The organism is Streptomyces sp. NPDC016562 (assembly GCF_043076955.1).
In the GTDB taxonomy this organism is placed as follows: domain Bacteria; phylum Actinomycetota; class Actinomycetes; order Streptomycetales; family Streptomycetaceae; genus Streptomyces.
Genome location: NZ_JBIBRZ010000002.1, coordinates 1,377,636 through 1,396,641, shown reverse-complemented (window position 1 = coordinate 1,396,641; position 19,006 = coordinate 1,377,636). Strand labels below are relative to the sequence as shown.

Below are 19,006 nucleotides of genomic sequence, written 5' to 3'. Positions count from 1 at the left end.
CCGGTCGGCCCGTCCCCGGTCGGCCCGGTCCCGGTCGGCCCCTCGCCGGCCGACCGGGACCGGGTGCTCACGTCGTCACAGGTCCTGGATGCGCCGGAAGGGGCGGTCCGCCTCCAGGGCGAACGCCACCTCCAGCAGGGTGCGTTCACTGCCCGGACGGCCGGAGAACATGACGCCGATGGGCAGTCCGTCGTCCGTCGCGCTCGCGGCGGGCACCGAGATCGACGGCGTGCCTACGACGTTGTTGACCGGTGTGAACGCCACGTACGCGAGGATCCGCTCGATCAGCGCCGGGTAGGGAACGGCCGGGCTGAGGTGTCCGATCGGCGGTGTGGTGTGGGCGAGCACGGGCGTCAGCAGGAGGTCGAGCCCGCGGAACCCCGCCGCGTACGCCTCCTTCGTACGCTTGAGCCTGCGCAGTACACCGGCGGTGTGCTGCCAGTTCGTCAGGTACGTCTCGCGCAGCCCGCGGCTGAGGCCGTCCATGCGGCGCCGGTCGAAGTCGGGACCGAGGGTGCGGCCGGTGAGGCCGAGGAGGAACGACAGCATCCCCCAGTACGCGAGGAAGTCGTCGGTGAAGGAGGGGTCGATGGCCAATTCGACCGGCTCGACGACGTGCCCGAGCCGTTCGAGCGTGGCCACCGTCTGCGTGACGGCCGCCCGGGTGGCGGGGTCACAGTGGACGCCGTTCGGGGAGTCCAGCAGGAAGCCGATGCGCAACCGCCGTCCCGAGGGACCTTCGACCAGGCCCAGGGGCGGCAGCTTCGGGTTGCGCCAGTACGCCTCGGCAGCGGCGAGGAACGCGGCGGTGTCGCGGACGGAACGGCTCACGATCCCGTCGGAGACGATGTCCAGCGGCAGTTGACGGCTCTGGGCGTTCGCCACGACCCGGCCGCGCGTCGGCTTGAGGCCGACGAGTCCGCAGCAGGCGGCGGGGATCCGGATCGAGCCGCCCCCGTCGTTGGCGTGCGCGATCGGCACGGCTCCGGCGGCGACGAGCGCCGCGCTGCCCCCGGAGGAGCCACCCGCCGAGTATCCCGGGTTCCACGGGTTGCGCACCGGTTCGCCGCCCTCGTACTCCGTGGTCGGGCTGAAGCCGAACTCGGGCAGCCGGGTCTTGCCCAGCACCGTGACGCCGCTGCTGAGGAACTGCCGGGCGAACGGCGCGTGCCGCCGCGCGGCCCTCGGGGTGAAGCTCGCGCTGCCGTGGCCGGTGGGCAGTCCCAGGTAGTCGGTGTTGTCCTTGACGAAGGTCGGCACGCCGGCGAAGGCGCCGCTCCCGGCGAAGGCGCCGCCGTTCGCGGTGGGTCCGGCCGGTACGTCGCTGTGCGTCTGGACGGCGTGGAGCCGGGCCTCGACCTCTCGGACCCGCCGCGCCGCGTCGCGGGCGACCTCGGCGGCGCCCACCTCGCCCCGGCGCAGCGCCGTCGCGAGACCCACGGCGTCGTGCTCACCCAGGGCGTCGTCCCGGAAGGCGTGCACCGGGGCCATTTCTTCGGAAGTCGTCACCGCTACCTCGTCATCCGGCCGTGTGGAGGGTCCTGCGCCATCATTCCTTACCGTCGGGTAACAGGCGAGGGTCTCGTCACGGTCCGTGGTTCGTCACGGTGCGTCGGGCAGGTGGATCTCCACTACGCAGATGTCGTCACGGTTCCCCGACCGCAGGGCGGCCAAGGTCTTGGCGAGCGTGCCGCTGCGGCCCTCCTGGACGAGACGCAGTGCCGTCTCGGCGAGGCGGGCGAGGCCGGTCCCTATGTCCTCGCCCGGCTCCTCCACGAGACCGTCCGTGTAGAAGAGCAGGTTGTCCCCGGGCAGCAGGTCGGTCACCTCCTGCCCGTACCGGGAGTCGAAGGCGGCGCCGAGGAGGCTGCCCTCGGGCTGCGCGAGGTACCTCGCCTCGCCGCCGCGGATCAGCAGCGGCGGCAGGTGGCCCGCCCGCACCCAGGTCAGCCGGTGGTCCCAGGGCTGGTAGCGCCCCATGACCATGGTGGCGGTGGCGCTGTAGGTGTCCGAAGCGGTGTGCAGCAGCAGGGTGTTGAGCCGGCCCAGCACCTCGGAGAGGGGTGATCCCGTGATGGTCATGCCCTTGGTGGTGAACCGCAGCTGGGCCATGGTTCCCACGGCCGCCAGACCGTGTCCGGCCACGTCGCCGACGACGAACAGCGCGCTCTGGTCCGGGAGTTCGATCGCGGAGTACCAGTCGCCTCCGACGTTGAGGCCGCTGTCGGCGGGGAGGTAGGCCACGTCCACGCGCAGACCGGCGAGCTCCAGCGACTGCTCCGGGATCGGCAGCAGGGTGTCCTGGAGCCGGGCGGCGAGCGCCCGTTCGGCCTTCAGCATGCCGCGCTGGACGAGATTGGCGCGCTCGCTCTCCCGCAGGGCCAGTTCGGCGGCCCGCTGGGCGGTCAGGTCCTGGAAGAAGCCGTGCACCTCCACCGGCGTGCCGTCCGCGTCGCGCTGCGCCTCCGCGACGATGCGCAGGTGCCGTACGCCGGTCGCGCAGGTGATGCGGAAGTACTGGTCGATGGCCTCGCCGTCGCGCAGCAGCCGCTGGACGGCCGCCCCCAGCCTCGGCAGGTCCTCCGCCACCAGGTGCTCGGGCAGTTCCTCCAGCCGCATCGGGCCCAGCGCGGGATCGCGGTCGAAGACGGCGTAGACCTGGTCGGACCAGGTGATGGTGTCCGTCACCAGGTTCCAGCCGGCCCAGCCGAGGTTGCCCAGGCGCTGCAGTTCGGCGAGCCTGCGGGTCTCGCGCTCGCTGGTGTCGTGGCGGACCCAGGTCACCACCAGCCGGTCCCCCAGCCTGGACACCCGGACCGAGAACACGGACTGCTGGGGGACTCCCGCGGCCACCTCCTCGTAGGTGAAGGGTTCGCCCTCGTAGACCAGGCCCGTGGCCAGGGTCTCCAGGTACCCGTCCCACAGGGCGGTGCCCGCCACGGTGGGGTAGGTCTCCAGGATCCGCCGGCCGACCAGCTCCTTGCCGCGGCGCCCGGCCACGTCGACGGACTGCGGCGCCGCCGCGTCGATCCGGTAGTCCTCCACCTCGCCCGTGTGCGAGCGCAGGGGGGTCAGCAGGGCCGCCGGTCCCGAGAGCGCGTCGAAGATCGCCTGGATGGCGCCGACGTCCTGCTGGAGGGTGTCGGCCCCGCGAGGACCGCGGTCCTCCCTCAGGGGCCCTCCGCACAGCCTGACGGCCCGTCTGAACAGGGTGCGGGTGCCGTTGTCGAAAGGGCCGGGCCGGGTGCGGAAGAACCCGACGACCATCGTCATCGGACGGTTGCCGGGTACGAGGATCCAGGCACGCGAGGGCCACCGCTCGGGCGGATCGCCGATCAGCAGGTACCGCACCGCGTCCCGCTCCGGGTCTTCGAGCCACACCGCTTCCTGGCCCGCGATGGCCTCCAGTGCGGCGACACCGCTGAGGGGAGGGATGTGGCTCCACTGCTCGGCCATCGCGTCGCCGATGCCGGCGTGACCGACCAGCTCCAGGCTTCCGGCAGCGGCCACCGAGTAGATCATCACCGCGTCGACGCCCTCCGGGTCGCCCAGCGCGGCCCGCAGCAGCTCCGCGACGTCGTCCGGTGTACGGCTGCTGGTGCTGGCCAGGCCCTGGGCGAGCCGGGCGAGAGGGGTCCGGTGCCCGGCGGTCGCGGCGCCGTCGGAGAGGTACTGGCTCGTGCGGAAGGGCGAGGGGGCGGGCTCCGGACCCGCGGCGGGCGCGGGGGCCACGGCCACCTGCGGCGGCACGGGGGCCGCGCCGGTCCGGCTCAGGGTGATCCAGCACTCCTCCAGGAGGGTCCGCCGGTGCGGCGCGGCCCTTTCGAGGAGCAGCTGGTAGGCGACGTCCGGCGTCACGCCCTCCTGGACCATCAGAGCGCCCTTGGCGCGCTCCACGACGGCCGTCACCGAGGCGAGGGCCTCAAGGTCCGCCACCTCGGCACGCAGCCTGGTCACGACCTTGGCCAACGCCAGCACCTCGGGTGTCGCCCCGACACCGGCATCGGGAAGCACGAATTCGCCCTCCATAGGTCGAGCATGCCACGCCCCGGGTCCGAGGGACCCGGTTCCCGGCAGGCCGGCCCCGCGGTCCGTTCCGCGGTGGCCACGCCCAGTCTCGCCTACCGAAGCCGTCTTCCGTACCGCTACCCCGGACGCGGGCGACTCACCTGCTCCCCCTCATTCACTCCTTCGCGCAGAAGAGGGCAACGCGACCCCATCCCGCTTGCGTACGGGCCGCCAGGTGGGGCAGGCGCACCACGGAACAAGTCCACCACTGCCCCCACGCGACGTGAGGAGGGAGCATCATGACGACCGCACGCGACATCATGACTCCGGACGCCACCTGTATCGGTGCTCAGGAGACCGTGCTGGAAGCAGCGAAGAAGATGGCCGATCTGGGAGTGGGTGCGCTGCCGATCTGTGGTGAGGACAACAAGCTGAAGGGCATGCTCACCGACCGGGACATCGTGGTGAAGGTCCTGGCCGCGGGGAAGGACCCCGGGCAGACCAAGGCCGGGGAACTGGCACAAGGGGAAGCCGTCACCATCGGAGCCGACGACGACGCGCAGGAGATCCTGCGGACCATGACGGAGCACCAGGTGCGCCGTCTGCCGGTCATCGACGGCCACAGCCTCGTGGGCATCGTCGCCCAGGCCGATGTCGCCCGTTCGCTGCCCGACCCGCAGGTCGGCGACCTCCTCGAAGCCCTCTCCTCCTGATCCACGGCGTCCGGTGCATCAGGCGGGTTCGCCTGGGCAGTCGCCGGTTATGAACCGACTACTGGACAGCGGACGCTCCTACTGGATGCGGACGGCCCCCTTTCCGTCCTTCGCCCCCCTCGCGGGCGACGCGGAGGCGGATGCGGCGGTCATCGGAAGCGGCATCGTCGGCCTCAGCACGGCGTGGGAACTCGCCCGCGCCGGGCTGAGGGTCGTCGTGCTGGAAGCGGACCGGCTCGCCGGAGGTGTCACCGGCCATACGACGGGAAAGCTCACCGCGCTGCACACCGCCGCCTACGACACGCTGCGGTCCAAGCACGGAGAGGACGCCGCAAGCCGGTACGCGGCATCCCAGAGCACCGCGCTGCGGCGCGTCATCGACGTGGCCGGGGAGCTCGGCGTCGACTGCGAGCTGGAGGTGCGCCCGGCCTTCACGTACTGCGAGCAGCCGGAGGGCGTCGAGGCGCTGCGCGCCGAGGCCGAGGCGGCCCGGGCCGCCGGTCTCGGCGCTTCGTTCGTCACCGCGAGCGGGCTGCCCTTCCCCATCGCGGGCGCCGTGCGGGTGGAGGACCAGGCACAGTTCCATCCGCTCAAGTACCTGCGCGGCCTGGTCGAGGACATCGTCGCGCTCGGCGGCCGGATCCACGAGGGCACCCGGGTCACCGAGCTCGCCGACGGGGACCCGTGCCGGCTCACCACCGCCTCCGGGGCCACCGTGTCGGCCCGGCACGTCGTCGTGGCCACCCACCACCCCGTCTTCGACCACGCCCTGCTGGCCACCCGCCTCACGCAGCACCGCGACCTGGTGATCGCGGGCTTGATCCCGGCCGACCGGGACCCCGAGGGGCTGTACATCACCGAGGAGGGCGGCAAGCGGTCCGTCCGCACGGCGCCGCTTTCGGACGGCGAACGGCTCCTGATCGTCACCGGCGAGATGTTCACCCCCGGCTCCGGGGGTGACACCGAGGCCGGGTACGACCGCCTGCAGTCCTGGGCGCAGCAGCACTTCCCCGGCTTCACGCTCTCCCACCGGTGGGCGGCACAGGACAACAGCGCCACGGACAAGCTGCCCCTCATCGGCCGGCTGCCCACGGACGGCGACAACGTCTACGTCGCCACCGGCTTCGCCGGCTGGGGCATGACGGGCGGGGTCCTGGCCGGCATGGTCATCACCTCCCTCGTCAACGGGGAACCGGAGCCCTGGGGCGGCCTCTACGACCCCGGCCGCCTCGGGCCCGCCCTGCGCTCCGCGCCGGAGTTCCTGAAGGCGCAGTGGGACGTGGGGAAGCGATTCGTCAAGGACCGCCTGGACACGCTCGGCGAGGGCACCCACGGGCCCGTCTCCAGCCTGCGTCCGGGTGAGGGGACCGTGGTCCGGGCCGGGGGCGCACCGTGCGCCGTGCACCGTGACGATCAGGGCGAACTGCACGCCGTGTCCGCCGTCTGTACGCACCTCGGGTGCCTCGTCGCCTTCAACAACGCCGAGCGGACGTGGGAGTGCCCCTGCCACGGCTCGCGCTTCGGCATCGACGGCGAGATCCTGCAGGGACCGGCCCTGCACCCGCTGGAGCGACGGGATCCGGGAGAACTCTGATCCGGGCGGGCGGGCGTCCGGCCCGGCTGACCCGCGCCGACCCGCGCTGACCCGAAAGGCCCGACCGCCCGTCCGCGGCCGGGCCTTCCGCCTGAGGCGCAGGCGCGCGCCCACAGTTCAGGCGCACGCCCGCACCTCAGGCGGCGCTCACTCCTCGCGCAGCACCCGGACGCTCGTGACCTCCGTGTCGACCGCGTCCGGTACGACCATGCCCGCCTCCACCCCCGTACGCAGGTAGCGCAGGACGTCCGCGGTGAGGCGCTCGCCGGGCACCGCCACCGGAATGCCCGGCGGGTACGGGGTGAGCATCTCGGCGGCGATGCGGCCGTCCGCCTTCTCCCAGGGCACCTGCTCCGTGGGGCCGAAGAAGGCGTCGCGGGGCAGCGCCGCCTGCTCCAGCCGCAGCTTCGAGGGCGGCGGGACGTGCACGGTGCGCGGCGTCCGGAGCTCCTCGGCGTGCGCGGTCAGGTCGGTCAGGGCGGTCACCAGGGCCCCGGCCGTGTCGCTGTCGTCGGCGTGGGTGAGCTGGGCGCTGATGCGGCGGTGGTCGGAGACGTGGAGGTTGATCCGGTGGTTGCGCCGCAGCCAGTCGGCGGCCCGGTAGCCGCTGACCTGTGTGGCGCTGAGGTCGATGACGAGCTGGAGGGGGTCCATGTCCTGCGCCTTGCCCGGTCCGCAGAAGTCCTCGCGGCCGTGCACCCGCATGCCGTCGATGCGGGACACGCGCTCTCGGGTCCGCTCGGCGAGGCCGAGCGCGTGGTCGTAGAGGGCCTTGCCGTGTTCGACCATCTGCCGGCGCCAGCCGTCCAGCGCCGCGTACACCAGTACGGAGGGGCTGGTGGTGCCCAGCAGGTCCTCACGGCTCCTGAGCACGTCGGGGTCGACCAGATCGCCCTGGAGATGGAAGACGGAGCTCTGCTCCAGGCCGGAACCCATCTTGTGGACCGAGGTGACGCACACGTCGGCCCCGGCGTCCATGGCCCAGGTGGGAAGGCCGGGATGGAACGGCAGGTGCGCGCCCCAGGCCTCGTCGACGATCAGGGGCCTGTCCCTCCGGTGGCAGACCTCGGCGATGGCGGCGAGGTCCGAGCAGGTGCCGTAGGGGGTGGGCGTGGTCACCAGCGCCCCGCGGGCGTCGGGGTGCTCGGCGAACGCCACCTCGAAGGCCGCGGCGGACGGCGGGTGGGCGAGGTGGCGCTCGGCGTCCCACTGGGGATCCACCCAGACGGGGCGGATGCCGCAGAGGATCAGGCCCGACACCACGGATTTGTGGGCGTCGCGCCCGACCAGCAGTTTCTCGTGGGGGCCGGCGACGGACAGCATCGCCGACTTGACCGAGAGGGAACTGCCGCAGGTGGAGAAGAACGCGTGCTCGGCTCCGACGGCCTCGGCCATCAGGGCCTGCGCCTCCTCCACGATCCCGTGGGAGGACGTACGGTCGTCCAGGCCGCTGGTGGCGAGGACGTCGGACCGGAACACCGCGTCGCCGAGCACGGCCCGCACCCGCCGGTCGGCGCCCCGTCCCTGTTTGTGCCCCGGGGGTGTGAAGGGGGTCTGGCCGCTCTCGTGGTAGGCGGCCAACGCATCGAGTACTGGTGCCTTCGACTGGTCCATGCCGCACCGCTTGCCCCGTGGCGTCCGGCGAAAACGAGCGTCCGGGCGGCGCGCGCCGGTGCGAGCGCCCGGCACAGGTGTGGGACGTCCGAAACCGGGCAGGTGTCAGTCGCAGCCCCGCTTAGCGGGGCTGACCAGTTTTCCGGCCCCGTTTTCCCGCCCCCGCTTCCCGCCCCCACGGCCGCCGACTGCGGGTCGGTGCGCCTCCCGCTGCGAGGGGCGGCGTCGCGCCCAGGGAGAGGGCCGCCGCGGCCAGCGACAGAGCGGCGAGGACGAGGAAGAGGCGCGGGTGGCCGAGCGCGCCCGCCAGCGCGGCCCCGGCGAAGGGGGCGAGGGCCGCGGCGAGGGACGCGGGCGCGGTGAGGAGCCCGGAGAGGCGCCCGTACTGGGCGACGCCCCAGCGGTCGGTGACGGCGGTGGCCTGGAGCAGCGTCAGGTTGCCGCGGACCGTGCCGGCGATGACCGCGACCAGGGCCAGGAGCGGGCCCGGGATGAGGGCCAGGGCCGCCGTCGTGACGCCGCCGGCGGCGATCAGGGCCACGGTGCGCGCGGTGGGGCCGGTCCGGTCGGCCAGGGTGGCGTAGAGCAGGCGTCCGAGGGTCTGTCCGACGCCTCCGAGCCCGAGGACCCAGGCCGCTTCGGTGGGGGTGGCTCCGCGTGCGATGAGGAGCGGCACCAGGCCCATGACGACGGCGTACATGGCGAAGCCCGACAGCGTCAGGGCCGCGGCGAGGAGGAGGAAGGGGCGGCTGCGCTCCACCGCCGGCCCCGGGGCGGCGTCTGGTGCGAGGTGGGGCGCCGCGGCGGGCGGCCAGGGCGCCCGCAGGGCCAGGGCGTGGGCGGGGACGGTCACGACGGCGAGGACGCCCGCCAGGACGAGGTAGGTGGCGCGCCAGGTGAGGTGTTCGGCGAGGACCGCGGTCAGGGGCGCGAAGACGGTGGAGGCCAGTCCCCCGGCCAGGGTCACGACGGTCAGGGCCCGGACCCGGTCATCGCCCCACCAGCGGGTGAGGGCCGCGAACGCGGGTCGGTAGAACGTCGCGGCCATGGCCACGCCCGCGAGCAGCCACCCCGCGGTGAAGACGGCGAGGTCCGGCGCGCAGGCGATGGTCACGATCGCCACCGCCGCCAGGACCGAGCCGCCCGTCATGACGGCGCGCGGGCCGCGCCGGTCCAGGACGCGGCCCAGGGGGATGCCCGCGAGAGCGGAGACGAGCAGGGCTGCGGAGAAGGCCGCGGTGGTGGCGGCCGGGGACCAGCCGGTGTCGGCGGTGATCCGGGGGGCCAGGACGGGAAAGGCGTAGTAGACGACGCCCCAGCCGGTGATCTGGGTGGCGCACAGGGCGGGCAGGGCGGCGCGCGGCCGCGACCGGACCCCCGTTCCGGTCACGGCCTCGTCGGCTGGCGTGAGAACCTCGTCGGCCGGGGTGCGGGCCTCGTCGGCCGGGGTGCGGGGCCCGTCGGCCGGGGTGCGGGGCCCGTCGGCCCGGGTGCCGGGCACGGTGGTCAGCAGCCGCCGGAGGCGGAGGCGGGGGCTCCGATGGTGAGGGTGGCCGGGGCGGCGCAGCAGCCGCCGCCGGTCTCCTCGGCGGCCTCGGGCTGGTCGAAGAGGCCTGCGCCGCCGCAGACTCCGGTCTCGGGGAGCGTGAGCTCGACGCGTGCGGCGGCGTCGTGGTCGCCCGCGAGGTGGGCGGCGATCGAGCGGACCTGCTCGTAGCCGGTCATGGCGAGGAAGGTGGGGGCGCGGCCGTAGGACTTCATGCCGACGAGGTAGAGGTCCTTCTCCGGGTGGGAGAGCTCGCCGGCGCCGTGCGGGTAGACGGTGCCGCAGGAGTGCTGGTTGGGGTCGATCAGCGGGGCGAGCCGGACCGGGGCCTGGAGGCGCTCGTCCAGGCCGAGGCGGAGCTCGTCCAGGAAGGTGAGGTCGGGGCGGAAGCCCGTCAGGACGATGACCTCGTCGACCGGCTCCAGGCGGCGGCCGTCCTCGCCGACGAGGACCAGGCGGCCGTCCGCGGTCCTCTCGACGGCGTCGGTGCGGAAGCCGGTGACCGCGTCGGCGTAGCCGCCGTCGACCGCGGCCTTGGCGGCGAGGCCGAGGGCGCCGCGGGCGGGCAGCTGGTCGGCCTCGCCGCCGCCGAAGGTGGAGCCGCTGATGCCGCGCCGCAGGATCCAGGTCGCGTGCGTCCCGGCGCCGTCCCCCGCGTGCGCGGCGAGGTCGGCGAGGTAGGCCAGCGCGGTGAAGGCGGAGGCGCCGGAGCCGATGACGGCGGTGCGCTTGCCCGCGTACCGGGTGCGGACGGCGGGGTCCTTGAGGTCGGGGACGCGGTAGGTGACGCGGTCGGCCGCGCTCCTCTCGCCCAGTGCGGGCAGGCCGCTGCCGCCGGCCGGGCCGGGGGTGGACCAGGTTCCCGAGGCGTCGATGACGGCGCGGGCGAAGATCCTCTCCTCACGGCCGCCGGGGCCGGTGAGGTGGACCACGAAGGGCTGGTCCTCGCGGTCGGCGTCGACGATGCGGTCCCGGCCGCTGCGCGAGACGCCGGTGACGGTCGCGTCGTAGCGGACGCGGTCGCCGATCACGTCGGCCAGGGGCTGGAGGTAGAGCTCGGCCCATTCGCCGCCCGAGGGGTAGGTGGAGCCGTCCGGCTTCACCCATCCGGTGGGGGCGAGGAGCTTTTCGGCCGCGGGGTCGACGACCTCGGACCAGGTGGAGAAGAGCCGTACGTGCGACCAGTCGCGCACCGCGGACGCGGCGGCCGGTCCGGCCTCCAGGACCAGCGGTTCGATGTCCCGCTCGATGAGACGGGCCGCCGCGGCGAGGCCGATGGGGCCGGCGCCGATCACGACGACGGGCAGGGTTTCGGTGGATGCGTTCACGGTGGGCTCCCGGGTGATGGGACGTCGGTTCGACGTGATTCCAGGTGGTTCCAGACTGATTCGACGTCTGTCGATGTCCTGACGCCTCCAGAGTGGACCTTGCATCGACGTTCGTCAACATAGACATCCATCGAATTTTTACGGATGATGGAGCCATGACTACGAAGGTGTTGCCGCTGCTGGAGCCGCAGGGCGGGGCGGCGTGCTGCCCGCCCCTGTCGGAGCGCCCGCTGACGGCCGAGGAGGCCGAGCGGACCGCCGTCATGTTCAAGGCGCTGGGCGATCCGGTGCGCCTGCGGCTGTTCTCGCTGGTCGCCTCGCACGAGGGCGGCGAGGCGTGCGTGTGCGACATCTCCGACGTGGGCGTCTCCCAGCCGACGGTCTCCCACCACCTGAAGAAGCTGCGCGAGGCCGGACTGCTGTCCAGCGAACGGCGCGGTACCTGGGTCTACTACCGGGTCGAGCCCTCGGTGCTCGCCGCCATGGGACAGCTGCTGACCCGCGCGGCCGCCGCGTGAGCGTCACCGTCGCGCCGCTGGCGCAAGCGCACGCGGAGCAGGTCCTGGCGATCTACCGGGCGGGGATCGACGAGGGCCAGGCCACCTTCGAGACCACCGCCCCCGCCTGGGAGGCGTTCGACGCGGGCAGGCTGCCGGAGCACCGCTTCGTCGCCCTGGGCGAGGACGGCGAGGTCCTGGGCTGGGTCGCGGCGAGCGCGGTCTCGGACCGCTGCGCGTACGCGGGCGTGGTCGAGCACTCGGTCTACGTCCACCCCGCGGCCCGTGGCCGGGGTGTGGCCTCCGCCCTGCTGACGGCGCTCATCGACTCGACGGAGGCCGCGGGGATCTGGACGATCCAGTCCGGCGTCTTCCCCGAGAACCGTGCCAGCCTCGCCCTCCACCAGCGGGCCGGCTTCCGGATCATCGGCACCCGCGAGCGCATCGGCCGCCACCACGGCGTGTGGCGCGACGTGGTCCTGCTGGAGCGCCGCAGCCCGCGGATCAGCTGACCCGCGCCGCGGACGGGACGCGCCCGGCGCTCCGCGACCAGGGTGTTCTTCACGGTTCCCGGGAGGGCGGCGGGCCCCGGTGGCGCCGGCCGGGGGAAACCGGCGCCGCCGGGACTCACCGTGCCGGTTCGGGGCAGGCGGGCAGAAGGGCCGACCGTCCCTTCCCGGGGGCCGGTCCTCCCCTGGCGCCGGGCTCCGGCCGGGCGCAGGGTGAGGGGCGTCGGCTCAGCCGACGCACGTCCCGGACCGCCGCACGGAGGAGCGCACATGACCGCGTATCCCATCTCGGAGCTCGACGCGCACTGGCGCGCCGCCAACTACCTCGCCGTCGGCCAGATCTACCTCATGGACAACCCGCTGCTGACCGAGCCGCTGCGCCCGGAGCACATCAAGCCCCGGCTGCTCGGGCACTGGGGCACCTCGCCGGGGCTGAACCTGGTCCACACCCACCTGAACCGTGTGATCGAGGAGCGCGGGCTGGAGGCCCTCTGCATCTGGGGACCGGGGCACGGCGGTCCGGCGGTCCTCGCGAACTCCTGGCTGGAGGGCACGTACAGCGAGACCTATCCGGCCGTGACGCGGGACGCGGCCGGCATGGCGGCGCTGTTCCGGCAGTTCTCCTTCCCCGGCGGTGTGCCGAGCCATGTCGCGCCGGAGACCCCGGGCTCGGTCCACGAGGGCGGTGAGCTCGGTTACGCCCTCTCCCACGCCTACGGAGCCGCCTTCGACCACCCGGGGCTGCTCGTCGCCTGCGTCATCGGCGACGGCGAGGCGGAGACGGGGCCGCTGGCCGCGTCCTGGCACTCGAACAAGTTCCTCGACCCGGTCCACGACGGCGCCGTGCTCCCGATCCTGCACCTGAACGGGTACAAGATCTCCAACCCCACGGTGCTGTCCCGGATCCCCGAGGACGAGCTCGACGCCCTGCTGCGGGGCTACGGCCACCACCCGCTGTACGTCGAGGGCGGTGACCCGGCCCTGGTCCACCAGGCCATGGCGCGCGCGATGGACCACGCCCTCGACCGCATCGCGCTCATCCAGCAGGAGGCGCGGGCGGGAGCCGGGGAGCCGGACCCGGGACGGGAGTACCCGCGCTGGCCGGTGATCGTCCTGCGGACGCCCAAAGGCTGGACCGGACCGGCGGTCGTCGACGGCGATCCGGTCGAGGGCACCTGGCGGGCCCACCAGGTCCCGCTGGCGGGCGTACGCGAGAACCCGGCGCACCTGAGGCAACTGGAGGAGTGGCTGCGCTCGTACCGGCCGCAGGAGCTCTTCGACTCCGAGGGGCGGCCCACCGCGAAGGTCCTGGCGTGCGTGCCGGGGGCGGAGCGCCGGCTCGGGGCGAGCCCGTACGCCAACGGGGGCCGGCGGCTGCGACCGCTGCCGCTGCGCGCGCTCGACGACTACGCCGTGCCCGTGGACAAGCCGGGGGTCACCCTCCACGAGCCGACCCGGGTGCTGGGGCGCTTCCTCACCCAGGTCATGCGGGACACGGCCGGGCGGCGGGACTTCCGGGTCGTGGGGCCGGACGAGACGGCCTCCAACCGCCTGGACGACCTGTACGACGTCACGGGCAAGGCCTGGCAGGCCCTGACCGAACCCACCGACCGCAACCTGTCCCGGGACGGGCGGGTGATGGAGATCCTCTCCGAGCACGTCTGCCAGGGCTGGCTGGAGGGCTACCTCCTCACCGGCCGCCACGGGCTCTTCTCCACCTACGAGGCCTTCGCGCACATCGTCGACTCCATGGTCGCCCAGCACATCAAATGGCTGAAGACCTCCCGGGAGCTGACCTGGCGCGCACCGCTGGCCTCCCTCAACTACCTCCTCACCTCGCACGTCTGGCGCCAGGACCACAACGGCTTCTCCCACCAGGACCCCGGCTTCGTCGACCACGTCCTCAACAAGAGCCCCGACGTCGTGCGGGCGTACTTCCCGCCCGACGCGAACAGCCTCCTGGCGGTGGCCGATCACGTCCTGCGCAGCCGGGACCAGGTCAACGTGATCGTCGCTGGCAAGCAGCCGTGCCACGACTGGCTGTCGATCGACGCCGCGCGCGCCCACTGCGCCCGGGGGGCCGGGATCTGGGAGTGGGCGGGCACGGAGCAGGGAGCGGGCGCCCCGGACGTCGTGCTCGCGTGCGCCGGCGACGTGCCGACGCTGGAGGTGCTCGCCGCCGCCGCGCTGCTGCGCGAGCACCTGCCCTCGCTGGCCGTGCGGGTGGTCAACGTCGTGGACATCGCCCGCCTGATGCCCCGGGAGGAGCATCCGCACGGGATGACGGACGCCGAGTACGACGCCCTGTTCACGGCGGACAGGCCGGTGGTCTTCGCGTACCACGGCTATCCCTGGCTGATCCACCGGCTCGCCTACCGTCGCTCCGGCCATCCGGACCTGCACGTGCGCGGCTACAAGGAGTCGGGGACCACGACCACGCCCTTCGACATGGTCGTGCGCAACGACCTCGACCGCTACCGGCTCGTCATGGACGTCATCGACCGGGTCCCCGGCCTCGCCACCGGCCGCGCCGCCGCCCTGCGCCAGACCATGGCGGACCAGCGGTTCCGCCACCACGCCTGGATCCGCGCCCACGGCACCGACCTCCCGGAGGTCACCGACTGGTCCTGGCCCTACTGACCGGGGGTGCCCGCCCGGCGGCCGTGGTCGCGGGTGAAGGCCTCCAGGACGTGCCGGAGCGGGCCGTCGGTGTGCAGGAAGCGCTGGTCCAGGATGTCGGCGAGGTCTTCGAGCGCGGTGCGCAGCACGGCGGCGCCGAGCCGGGTGTCGGGGTGGCGGGCCTCGGCGGCCTGGTCGGCGATGTCCAGGGCGTAGTCGATCTGGTGGGCGAGCGAGGTCCGGTCGTCGACGTCGTGGAAGTAGTAGGACTCGGCGTACTGGAGGAAGTCGACGGCGACGACCGAGAACTGCGCGGCCAGGCCGTCGAGCATGGCGGCCCCCGCCGGGGAGTCGACCTGGTCCCGCGAGGGATGCGTACGGCGCAGGTGGGAGAGGCGCAGCGCCAGCGCCCGGCGCCGGGCCAGCGCGGGATAGACGCCGAGGATCCAGGAGACCGTCGCGGTCAGGAGTGCGAAACCGACCAGGGCCTCCAGCGGGGCGAGGACGCGCAGCCACCCTCCGGCCGGGGCGATGTCGCCGAGGCCGAGTGTGGAGGCGTGGACCAGCGAAATGTACACGGCGTCCAGGAGGCTGCCGTACTCGGCGGGGCGCAGCCCGCCCGCGTAGACGAAGGCGCCGGGCACGTGGGGCCAGTAGATCAGGGCCCAGCCCGCCACCACCGTCACGGCCCACAGCGCGACGACCGACACCATGCCGAGCGGGCCGGCGAGTCCGGAGGCCCCGCGGCGGGAGGTGAGGACGGTGGAGGCCCGCCAGAGCGCCGTCATGACCAGGCGGCTCAAGCCGCCGTGGCGGGTGGGGTGCCACAGCGTGTGGAACACGTCCCGCAGGATGAGCAGGACCAGGGCCGCTCCCGCGGCCGACACCAGCCACTCCATCAGGCACCCTCCTCCGTCGCCTCCCCAGGCTCCCGCACGACCCCGTGCGCCGGCCGCAGCCCGCGCCGTACGGGGCCGCCGCCGGCCGGGCCGGATGCGCGGCGGCCCCGGATACTGGAAGCGGACCGGCACGAGGAGGCTGCCATGACCACACCGTCCCCCACCCGGATCGCCGCCGCACTGCCCGCCGCCCACCGGGAGAGGCTGATGAGCACGGCCCGGGAGGTCGACTTCCCCGACGGGGCCCGGCTCTTCAACGAAGGCGGCCACGCGGACCGGTTCTGGATCGTACGGACGGGCGTCGTCGCCCTCGACGTCCACGTACCCGGCAGGAAGGCCGCCGTGATCGAGAGTCTCGGTCCCGGCGAGCTGGTGGGCTGTTCGTGGATGCTGGCGCCGCACCGGTGGCGGCTGGGCGCGGAGGCGACGACACCGGTGCGCACGCACGAGTTCGACGCGGCGGTCGTGCTGGCGCTGATGGAGGCGGATCCCGCTTTCGGCGCCTCGATCGGGCGTTGGGTCGCGCAGGTGCTCGCCCAGCGGCTGCACGCCGCGCGGGTCCGGCTGCTGGACCTGTACGCCCCGTACGGCAGCGGCACCTCCCTCTGAGCGACCTGGCGGCGTGCGTCCGCCGCCTGATGTCACGGTCAGGACGCGCTCGCGGACGTCCCGGCGTTGCGCGGGAGGAGCTCGACGGGGCAGTGGGAGTGGTGCAGGAGGCTGTGCGTCGCCCGCCCGAGGGTGGGCCCCATGCCGGCGGACGAGCGGCGGCCGCCCATCACCAGCAGGTCCGCGTCGCGCGAGGCCTCGACGAGGACACCGGCCACGGACACGCTCTTCTCCGCCTCCGCCCGCACGCTCAGGGCGGGGAACTCCTCGCGGATCCGGTCGGCCACGGCGTTCAGGCGCCGTGCGTGCTCAGCGGCGATCTCCTCGACGTCGTCGAGCATGCTCACGACGCTGCCCACCGACTGCAGGACGTGCCACACGTGCAGCATGCGCAGCGAGGCGCCCCGGACGGCGGCTTCGCGCGCCGCGTGGCGGGCGACCGCGAGGTCCTGCTCGTCGCGGACCGCGGCGAGCACCGCACCGGTCTCCGCACCGGTGTCCGCACCGGTCTCCGCCCCGTCGTCGACGCCTCTGACCACGACGACGGGCGTCTGGGCGCCCATGACGGTCTTCAGTCCTACGGAGCCGAGCATCAGGGAGTTGAAGCCGCCCAGGCCCCGGTTCCCCACCACGATCGTGCCGCGCCGGCCGGCGCACCGGTGCAGGCTGGGTACGGGCGCCGCGCGGCTGAGCTCCGTGGTGACGCTCAGGTCCCGATGCCGCTGTGCGAGCGCGGCGGCGGTGTCGTCGAGCAGCGCGCGGCCGGCCCGGTGGATGCGCTCGACGGTGGGGGCCGACAGGTAGAGGGCCCGGCCGTCGGTGTCCGCCGCGTAGAGGACGTGCAGGGGGCGCTCGCGGCGAACGGCCTCGGCCGCGGCCCACAGCGCCGCCTGACGGGCGGACTGCGAGCCGTCGACTCCGACGATGACGGAACCGAGACCGGACCCGCTGACGGTGCCTTCCATGACGCCTCCTCGGCCGGAACCCCTGCCCTCAGCGCTCCACGAGGCGGCGCCCGGTGACCCGGGTCGGCCTGACCCTCATCCAGTGGGTGCGGGGGCCGCCCGCCCACGGGAGCGAGCGGGCGAGGGCGTCCAGCCGTACGAGTTCCTCCGGGTCCATGACGCCTTCCGCCTCGCCCACGGCCAGGACGCTCCAGCCGAGTCTGGTGACGTCGTCGATGTGGTCGACCTCGAAGGCCACCTCCGTCCCGTCGGCCCGGGCCAGTACGGCGTCACCGAGGGTCCGGAAGGCGATGTCCCGGCCCGCCGTCACGTAGTTCACGGGGAAGATCGCCGGACCCTGCGGGGTGACGACGGCGATCCTGCCGATGCCGTGGGTGGACAGCAGGCGCAGGCATTCCTCGTCGCCCAGCGTCATCAGCTGGACGTCGTGCAGGGCCGTGGTCCTGCCGGGCGGGAGCTCGGTCGTCGCCCCGGTCAGTTCCGCGACCGTGGTCCCCAGCGCGTCGGCGAGGCGCAGGAGGGAGCCGATCGCCGGGGACGCGGCGTGCTCCTCCATGTAGGCGATGTACGAGGCGTCGGCCCCGCAGCGCCTGCCCACCTGTTCCCGGGTGAGACCCAGCTCCTCGCGCCGGGCGGCGATGCGCCGCCCCAGATCGGTGTGCCCAGTGGGCGGCCGCGACTGCGTCGTGCCCATGATCCTCACGCCCTCTCGGGATGACTGCCGGTGCGCGACGGCGCCCGTGCTCTCGACCGGGCTCGTCCCCCGGCTGCCCGCTGCGCTCCCTTCCAGGGTTTCGCGGACCTACGCGACCGCAAGTGGGAGGCGCCGGGGAAGGCCGGCCGGCACCCGCAGAAGCGGTGAAGGGCACGCGCCTAGCGGACGGTGGCGGGCGGCGGGGTCCAGCGGCTCTTGGGCGGGATGGCGGCGCTGACTCCGAAGTCGCTCTTGAGCTGTTCGGGGATGGCGTAGTGCATGACGCGGCCGCGGGTGAGGGCGGACAGTTCGAAGAGGCTGGTGAGGTGGCCGAGCCGGTCCAGGGCCCAGCCCGCCAGCGGTGAGCGGTCCTCGATGGTTTCCAGTACGCCCAGCAGGGTGGGGGCGGCCTTGACGACGGTGTCCCAGGTGGTGCGGGGGACCTGGAGCCAGTCGGCGCAGGTGTCGCCGATCAGGTAGCGGATCAGGGCGGAGACGATCGGGTCGAAGAAGGTGCCGGGCACGACCTCTTCGTAGAGGTCGATGAGCTGGCGGGTGAGCTGGGCGCCCTCCTCGCTGGGGCCCATGTGGCGGGTCATGTACAGGTCGGAGAAGGCGCGGGCCGACCGCAGGTCCGCGGGGGCGTGGTCCTGGTCGACGCCGAGGATGGCCCCGACCACCCTCCAGGCGTAGTAGTAGGACTCGGCGCCTTCGTTGCTCATGTGGATGCCGAGGCGGTGCAGGGCGTCGAGGACTTGGATGGAGAACATCATCTGCCCGCCGATCATGTCCTCCTGACAGATCGGCGTGCCCAGGGCGGCGGTGTCCCAGCGGTCCTCGCGCTTGAGGTGGTGGCGGATGGAGGCGTGCAGCAGCCGTACCTTCTGGGCGGCGGGGATGAAGCGGCTGCCCGCCTCGAAGGCGTTGGGCTGCATGAGGTAGACGGTGAACTGGCCCGTCTCGGCCATCCGCTTCGAGGGGTACTTCAGCGAGTGGGTGGCCGACAGCAGCTTGGCCACGTGCGGCAGGACGTAGCAGGCGGGCATCGAGGCGAACGACAGCGCGGTGGCGATGTGCACGTTGTTGTCGATGAAGAACAGCCGGGCCTTCTCCATCTCCCCCCAGTCCACCCACGACGGCGGCGCACTGGTCTCGTGGAGGTAGGCGCGGGCGACCTCCGGCAGGCCCTCGGGGAGGTCCTGGCCGACGGTGGAGAAGTAGCGCATGAGCGTGTTGAACGTGCCCACCTCGCCGCGTTCGAACAAGGCCGCCACGGTCGCGTCGGCGAGTTCGTCCCCTGTGGTGCGCAGGGCGTCCATGGACGCCCGGGTGTAGGTCATCGTGAAACTCCGGTACTCGGGTGCTCGGGTGCTCGGGTGCTCGGGTGCTCGGATGCTCGGCTGCTCGGGGG

15 protein-coding genes are annotated in these 19,006 nt (G+C 73.4%); 6 read left to right on the top strand and 9 right to left on the bottom strand.

Annotation, left to right across the window (positions count from 1 at the left end; genetic code table 11):
- Positions 1 to 75: 75 nt before the first annotated feature.
- Together ACF059_RS13930 and ACF059_RS13925 are read right to left on the bottom strand one after the other, a co-directional pair.
- On the bottom strand, positions 76 to 1,509 hold the full coding sequence (locus ACF059_RS13930; RefSeq protein WP_392055906.1) for an amidase: 1,434 nt from the start codon (positions 1,507 to 1,509) through the stop codon (positions 76 to 78).
- Positions 1,510 to 1,602: 93 nt separating this feature from the next.
- Positions 1,603 to 4,029 carry a SpoIIE family protein phosphatase gene (locus tag ACF059_RS13925; protein WP_392055904.1) on the bottom strand — a complete coding sequence of 809 codons (2,427 nt, stop codon included), beginning with the start codon at positions 4,027 to 4,029 and terminating at the stop codon, positions 1,603 to 1,605.
- Between the two features lie 278 nt (positions 4,030 to 4,307).
- On the opposite strand from ACF059_RS13925, the gene ACF059_RS13920 reads away from it, so the two are divergent.
- Positions 4,308 to 4,721, top strand: coding sequence for a CBS domain-containing protein (locus ACF059_RS13920; RefSeq protein ID WP_392055901.1), 414 nt, complete (start codon positions 4,308 to 4,310; stop codon positions 4,719 to 4,721).
- Positions 4,722 to 4,770: 49 nt separating this feature from the next.
- Positions 4,771 to 6,315, top strand: coding sequence for an FAD-dependent oxidoreductase (locus tag ACF059_RS13915; protein ID WP_392055899.1), 1,545 nt, complete (start codon positions 4,771 to 4,773; stop codon positions 6,313 to 6,315).
- 147 nt (positions 6,316 to 6,462) lie between these two features.
- On the opposite strand, the gene ACF059_RS13910 is transcribed toward ACF059_RS13915, so the two are convergent.
- The 3 genes from ACF059_RS13910 to ACF059_RS13900 form a co-directional block, all read right to left on the bottom strand.
- Positions 6,463 to 7,929 carry an aminotransferase class I/II-fold pyridoxal phosphate-dependent enzyme gene (locus ACF059_RS13910; RefSeq protein ID WP_392055896.1) on the bottom strand — a complete coding sequence of 489 codons (1,467 nt, stop codon included), beginning with the start codon at positions 7,927 to 7,929 and terminating at the stop codon, positions 6,463 to 6,465.
- A 121-nt stretch (positions 7,930 to 8,050) separates the two neighbouring features.
- Positions 8,051 to 9,319, bottom strand: coding sequence for an MFS transporter (locus ACF059_RS13905; RefSeq protein WP_392056693.1), 1,269 nt, complete (start codon positions 9,317 to 9,319; stop codon positions 8,051 to 8,053).
- A gap of 116 nt (positions 9,320 to 9,435) precedes the next feature.
- Complete coding sequence (locus tag ACF059_RS13900) at positions 9,436 to 10,803, bottom strand: NAD(P)-binding domain-containing protein (protein WP_392055893.1); 1,368 nt, start codon at positions 10,801 to 10,803, stop codon at positions 9,436 to 9,438.
- A 155-nt stretch (positions 10,804 to 10,958) separates the two neighbouring features.
- On the opposite strand from ACF059_RS13900, the gene ACF059_RS13895 reads away from it, so the two are divergent.
- From ACF059_RS13895 to ACF059_RS13885, 3 genes are all read left to right on the top strand, one after another.
- Positions 10,959 to 11,321, top strand: coding sequence for an ArsR/SmtB family transcription factor (locus ACF059_RS13895; RefSeq protein ID WP_392055890.1), 363 nt, complete (start codon positions 10,959 to 10,961; stop codon positions 11,319 to 11,321).
- On the top strand, positions 11,318 to 11,812 hold the full coding sequence (locus tag ACF059_RS13890) for a GNAT family N-acetyltransferase (protein WP_392055887.1): 495 nt from the start codon (positions 11,318 to 11,320) through the stop codon (positions 11,810 to 11,812). The genes ACF059_RS13895 and ACF059_RS13890 overlap by 4 nt, the downstream gene beginning before the upstream one ends.
- Before the next feature lie 267 nt (positions 11,813 to 12,079).
- Positions 12,080 to 14,449, top strand: a complete 2,370-nt coding sequence (locus tag ACF059_RS13885) for a phosphoketolase (RefSeq protein WP_392055884.1) — start codon at positions 12,080 to 12,082, stop codon at positions 14,447 to 14,449.
- On the opposite strand, the gene ACF059_RS13880 is transcribed toward ACF059_RS13885, so the two are convergent.
- On the bottom strand, positions 14,443 to 15,327 hold the full coding sequence (locus ACF059_RS13880) for a potassium channel family protein (RefSeq protein ID WP_392055881.1): 885 nt from the start codon (positions 15,325 to 15,327) through the stop codon (positions 14,443 to 14,445). The genes ACF059_RS13885 and ACF059_RS13880 overlap by 7 nt on opposite strands.
- A gap of 144 nt (positions 15,328 to 15,471) precedes the next feature.
- On the opposite strand from ACF059_RS13880, the gene ACF059_RS13875 reads away from it, so the two are divergent.
- The gene (locus tag ACF059_RS13875; RefSeq protein ID WP_392055878.1) at positions 15,472 to 15,936 is read left to right on the top strand and encodes a Crp/Fnr family transcriptional regulator; all 465 of its coding nucleotides are present in this window, start codon (positions 15,472 to 15,474) and stop codon (positions 15,934 to 15,936) included.
- Positions 15,937 to 15,974: 38 nt separating this feature from the next.
- Here the strand turns inward: ACF059_RS13875 and ACF059_RS13870 are convergent, their stop codons facing one another.
- The 3 genes from ACF059_RS13870 to ACF059_RS13860 form a co-directional block, all read right to left on the bottom strand.
- On the bottom strand, positions 15,975 to 16,901 hold the full coding sequence (locus ACF059_RS13870; RefSeq protein ID WP_392055875.1) for a universal stress protein: 927 nt from the start codon (positions 16,899 to 16,901) through the stop codon (positions 15,975 to 15,977).
- A 28-nt stretch (positions 16,902 to 16,929) separates the two neighbouring features.
- Complete coding sequence (locus ACF059_RS13865; protein ID WP_392055872.1) at positions 16,930 to 17,595, bottom strand: helix-turn-helix domain-containing protein; 666 nt, start codon at positions 17,593 to 17,595, stop codon at positions 16,930 to 16,932.
- Positions 17,596 to 17,774: 179 nt separating this feature from the next.
- Positions 17,775 to 18,935 carry an oxygenase MpaB family protein gene (locus tag ACF059_RS13860; RefSeq protein WP_392055869.1) on the bottom strand — a complete coding sequence of 387 codons (1,161 nt, stop codon included), beginning with the start codon at positions 18,933 to 18,935 and terminating at the stop codon, positions 17,775 to 17,777.
- Positions 18,936 to 19,006 lie beyond the last annotated feature (71 nt).

Bases quoted from the DNA above. Each gene is read 5' to 3' on its own strand.
- ACF059_RS13870 (WP_392055875.1), bottom strand. From the start codon at position 16,901: ATGGAAGGCACCGTCAGCGGGTCCGGTCTCGGTTCCGTCATCGTCGGA.
- ACF059_RS13925 (WP_392055904.1), bottom strand. From the start codon at position 4,029: ATGGAGGGCGAATTCGTGCTTCCCGATGCCGGTGTCGGGGCGACACCC.
- ACF059_RS13910 (WP_392055896.1), bottom strand. From the start codon at position 7,929: ATGGACCAGTCGAAGGCACCAGTACTCGATGCGTTGGCCGCCTACCAC.
- ACF059_RS13875 (WP_392055878.1), top strand. From the start codon at position 15,472: ATGACCACACCGTCCCCCACCCGGATCGCCGCCGCACTGCCCGCCGCC.
- ACF059_RS13865 (WP_392055872.1), bottom strand. From the start codon at position 17,595: ATGGGCACGACGCAGTCGCGGCCGCCCACTGGGCACACCGATCTGGGG.
- ACF059_RS13885 (WP_392055884.1), top strand. From the start codon at position 12,080: ATGACCGCGTATCCCATCTCGGAGCTCGACGCGCACTGGCGCGCCGCC.
- ACF059_RS13920 (WP_392055901.1), top strand. From the start codon at position 4,308: ATGACGACCGCACGCGACATCATGACTCCGGACGCCACCTGTATCGGT.
- ACF059_RS13915 (WP_392055899.1), top strand. From the start codon at position 4,771: ATGAACCGACTACTGGACAGCGGACGCTCCTACTGGATGCGGACGGCC.
- ACF059_RS13880 (WP_392055881.1), bottom strand. From the start codon at position 15,327: ATGGAGTGGCTGGTGTCGGCCGCGGGAGCGGCCCTGGTCCTGCTCATC.
- ACF059_RS13895 (WP_392055890.1), top strand. From the start codon at position 10,959: ATGACTACGAAGGTGTTGCCGCTGCTGGAGCCGCAGGGCGGGGCGGCG.
- ACF059_RS13860 (WP_392055869.1), bottom strand. From the start codon at position 18,935: ATGACCTACACCCGGGCGTCCATGGACGCCCTGCGCACCACAGGGGAC.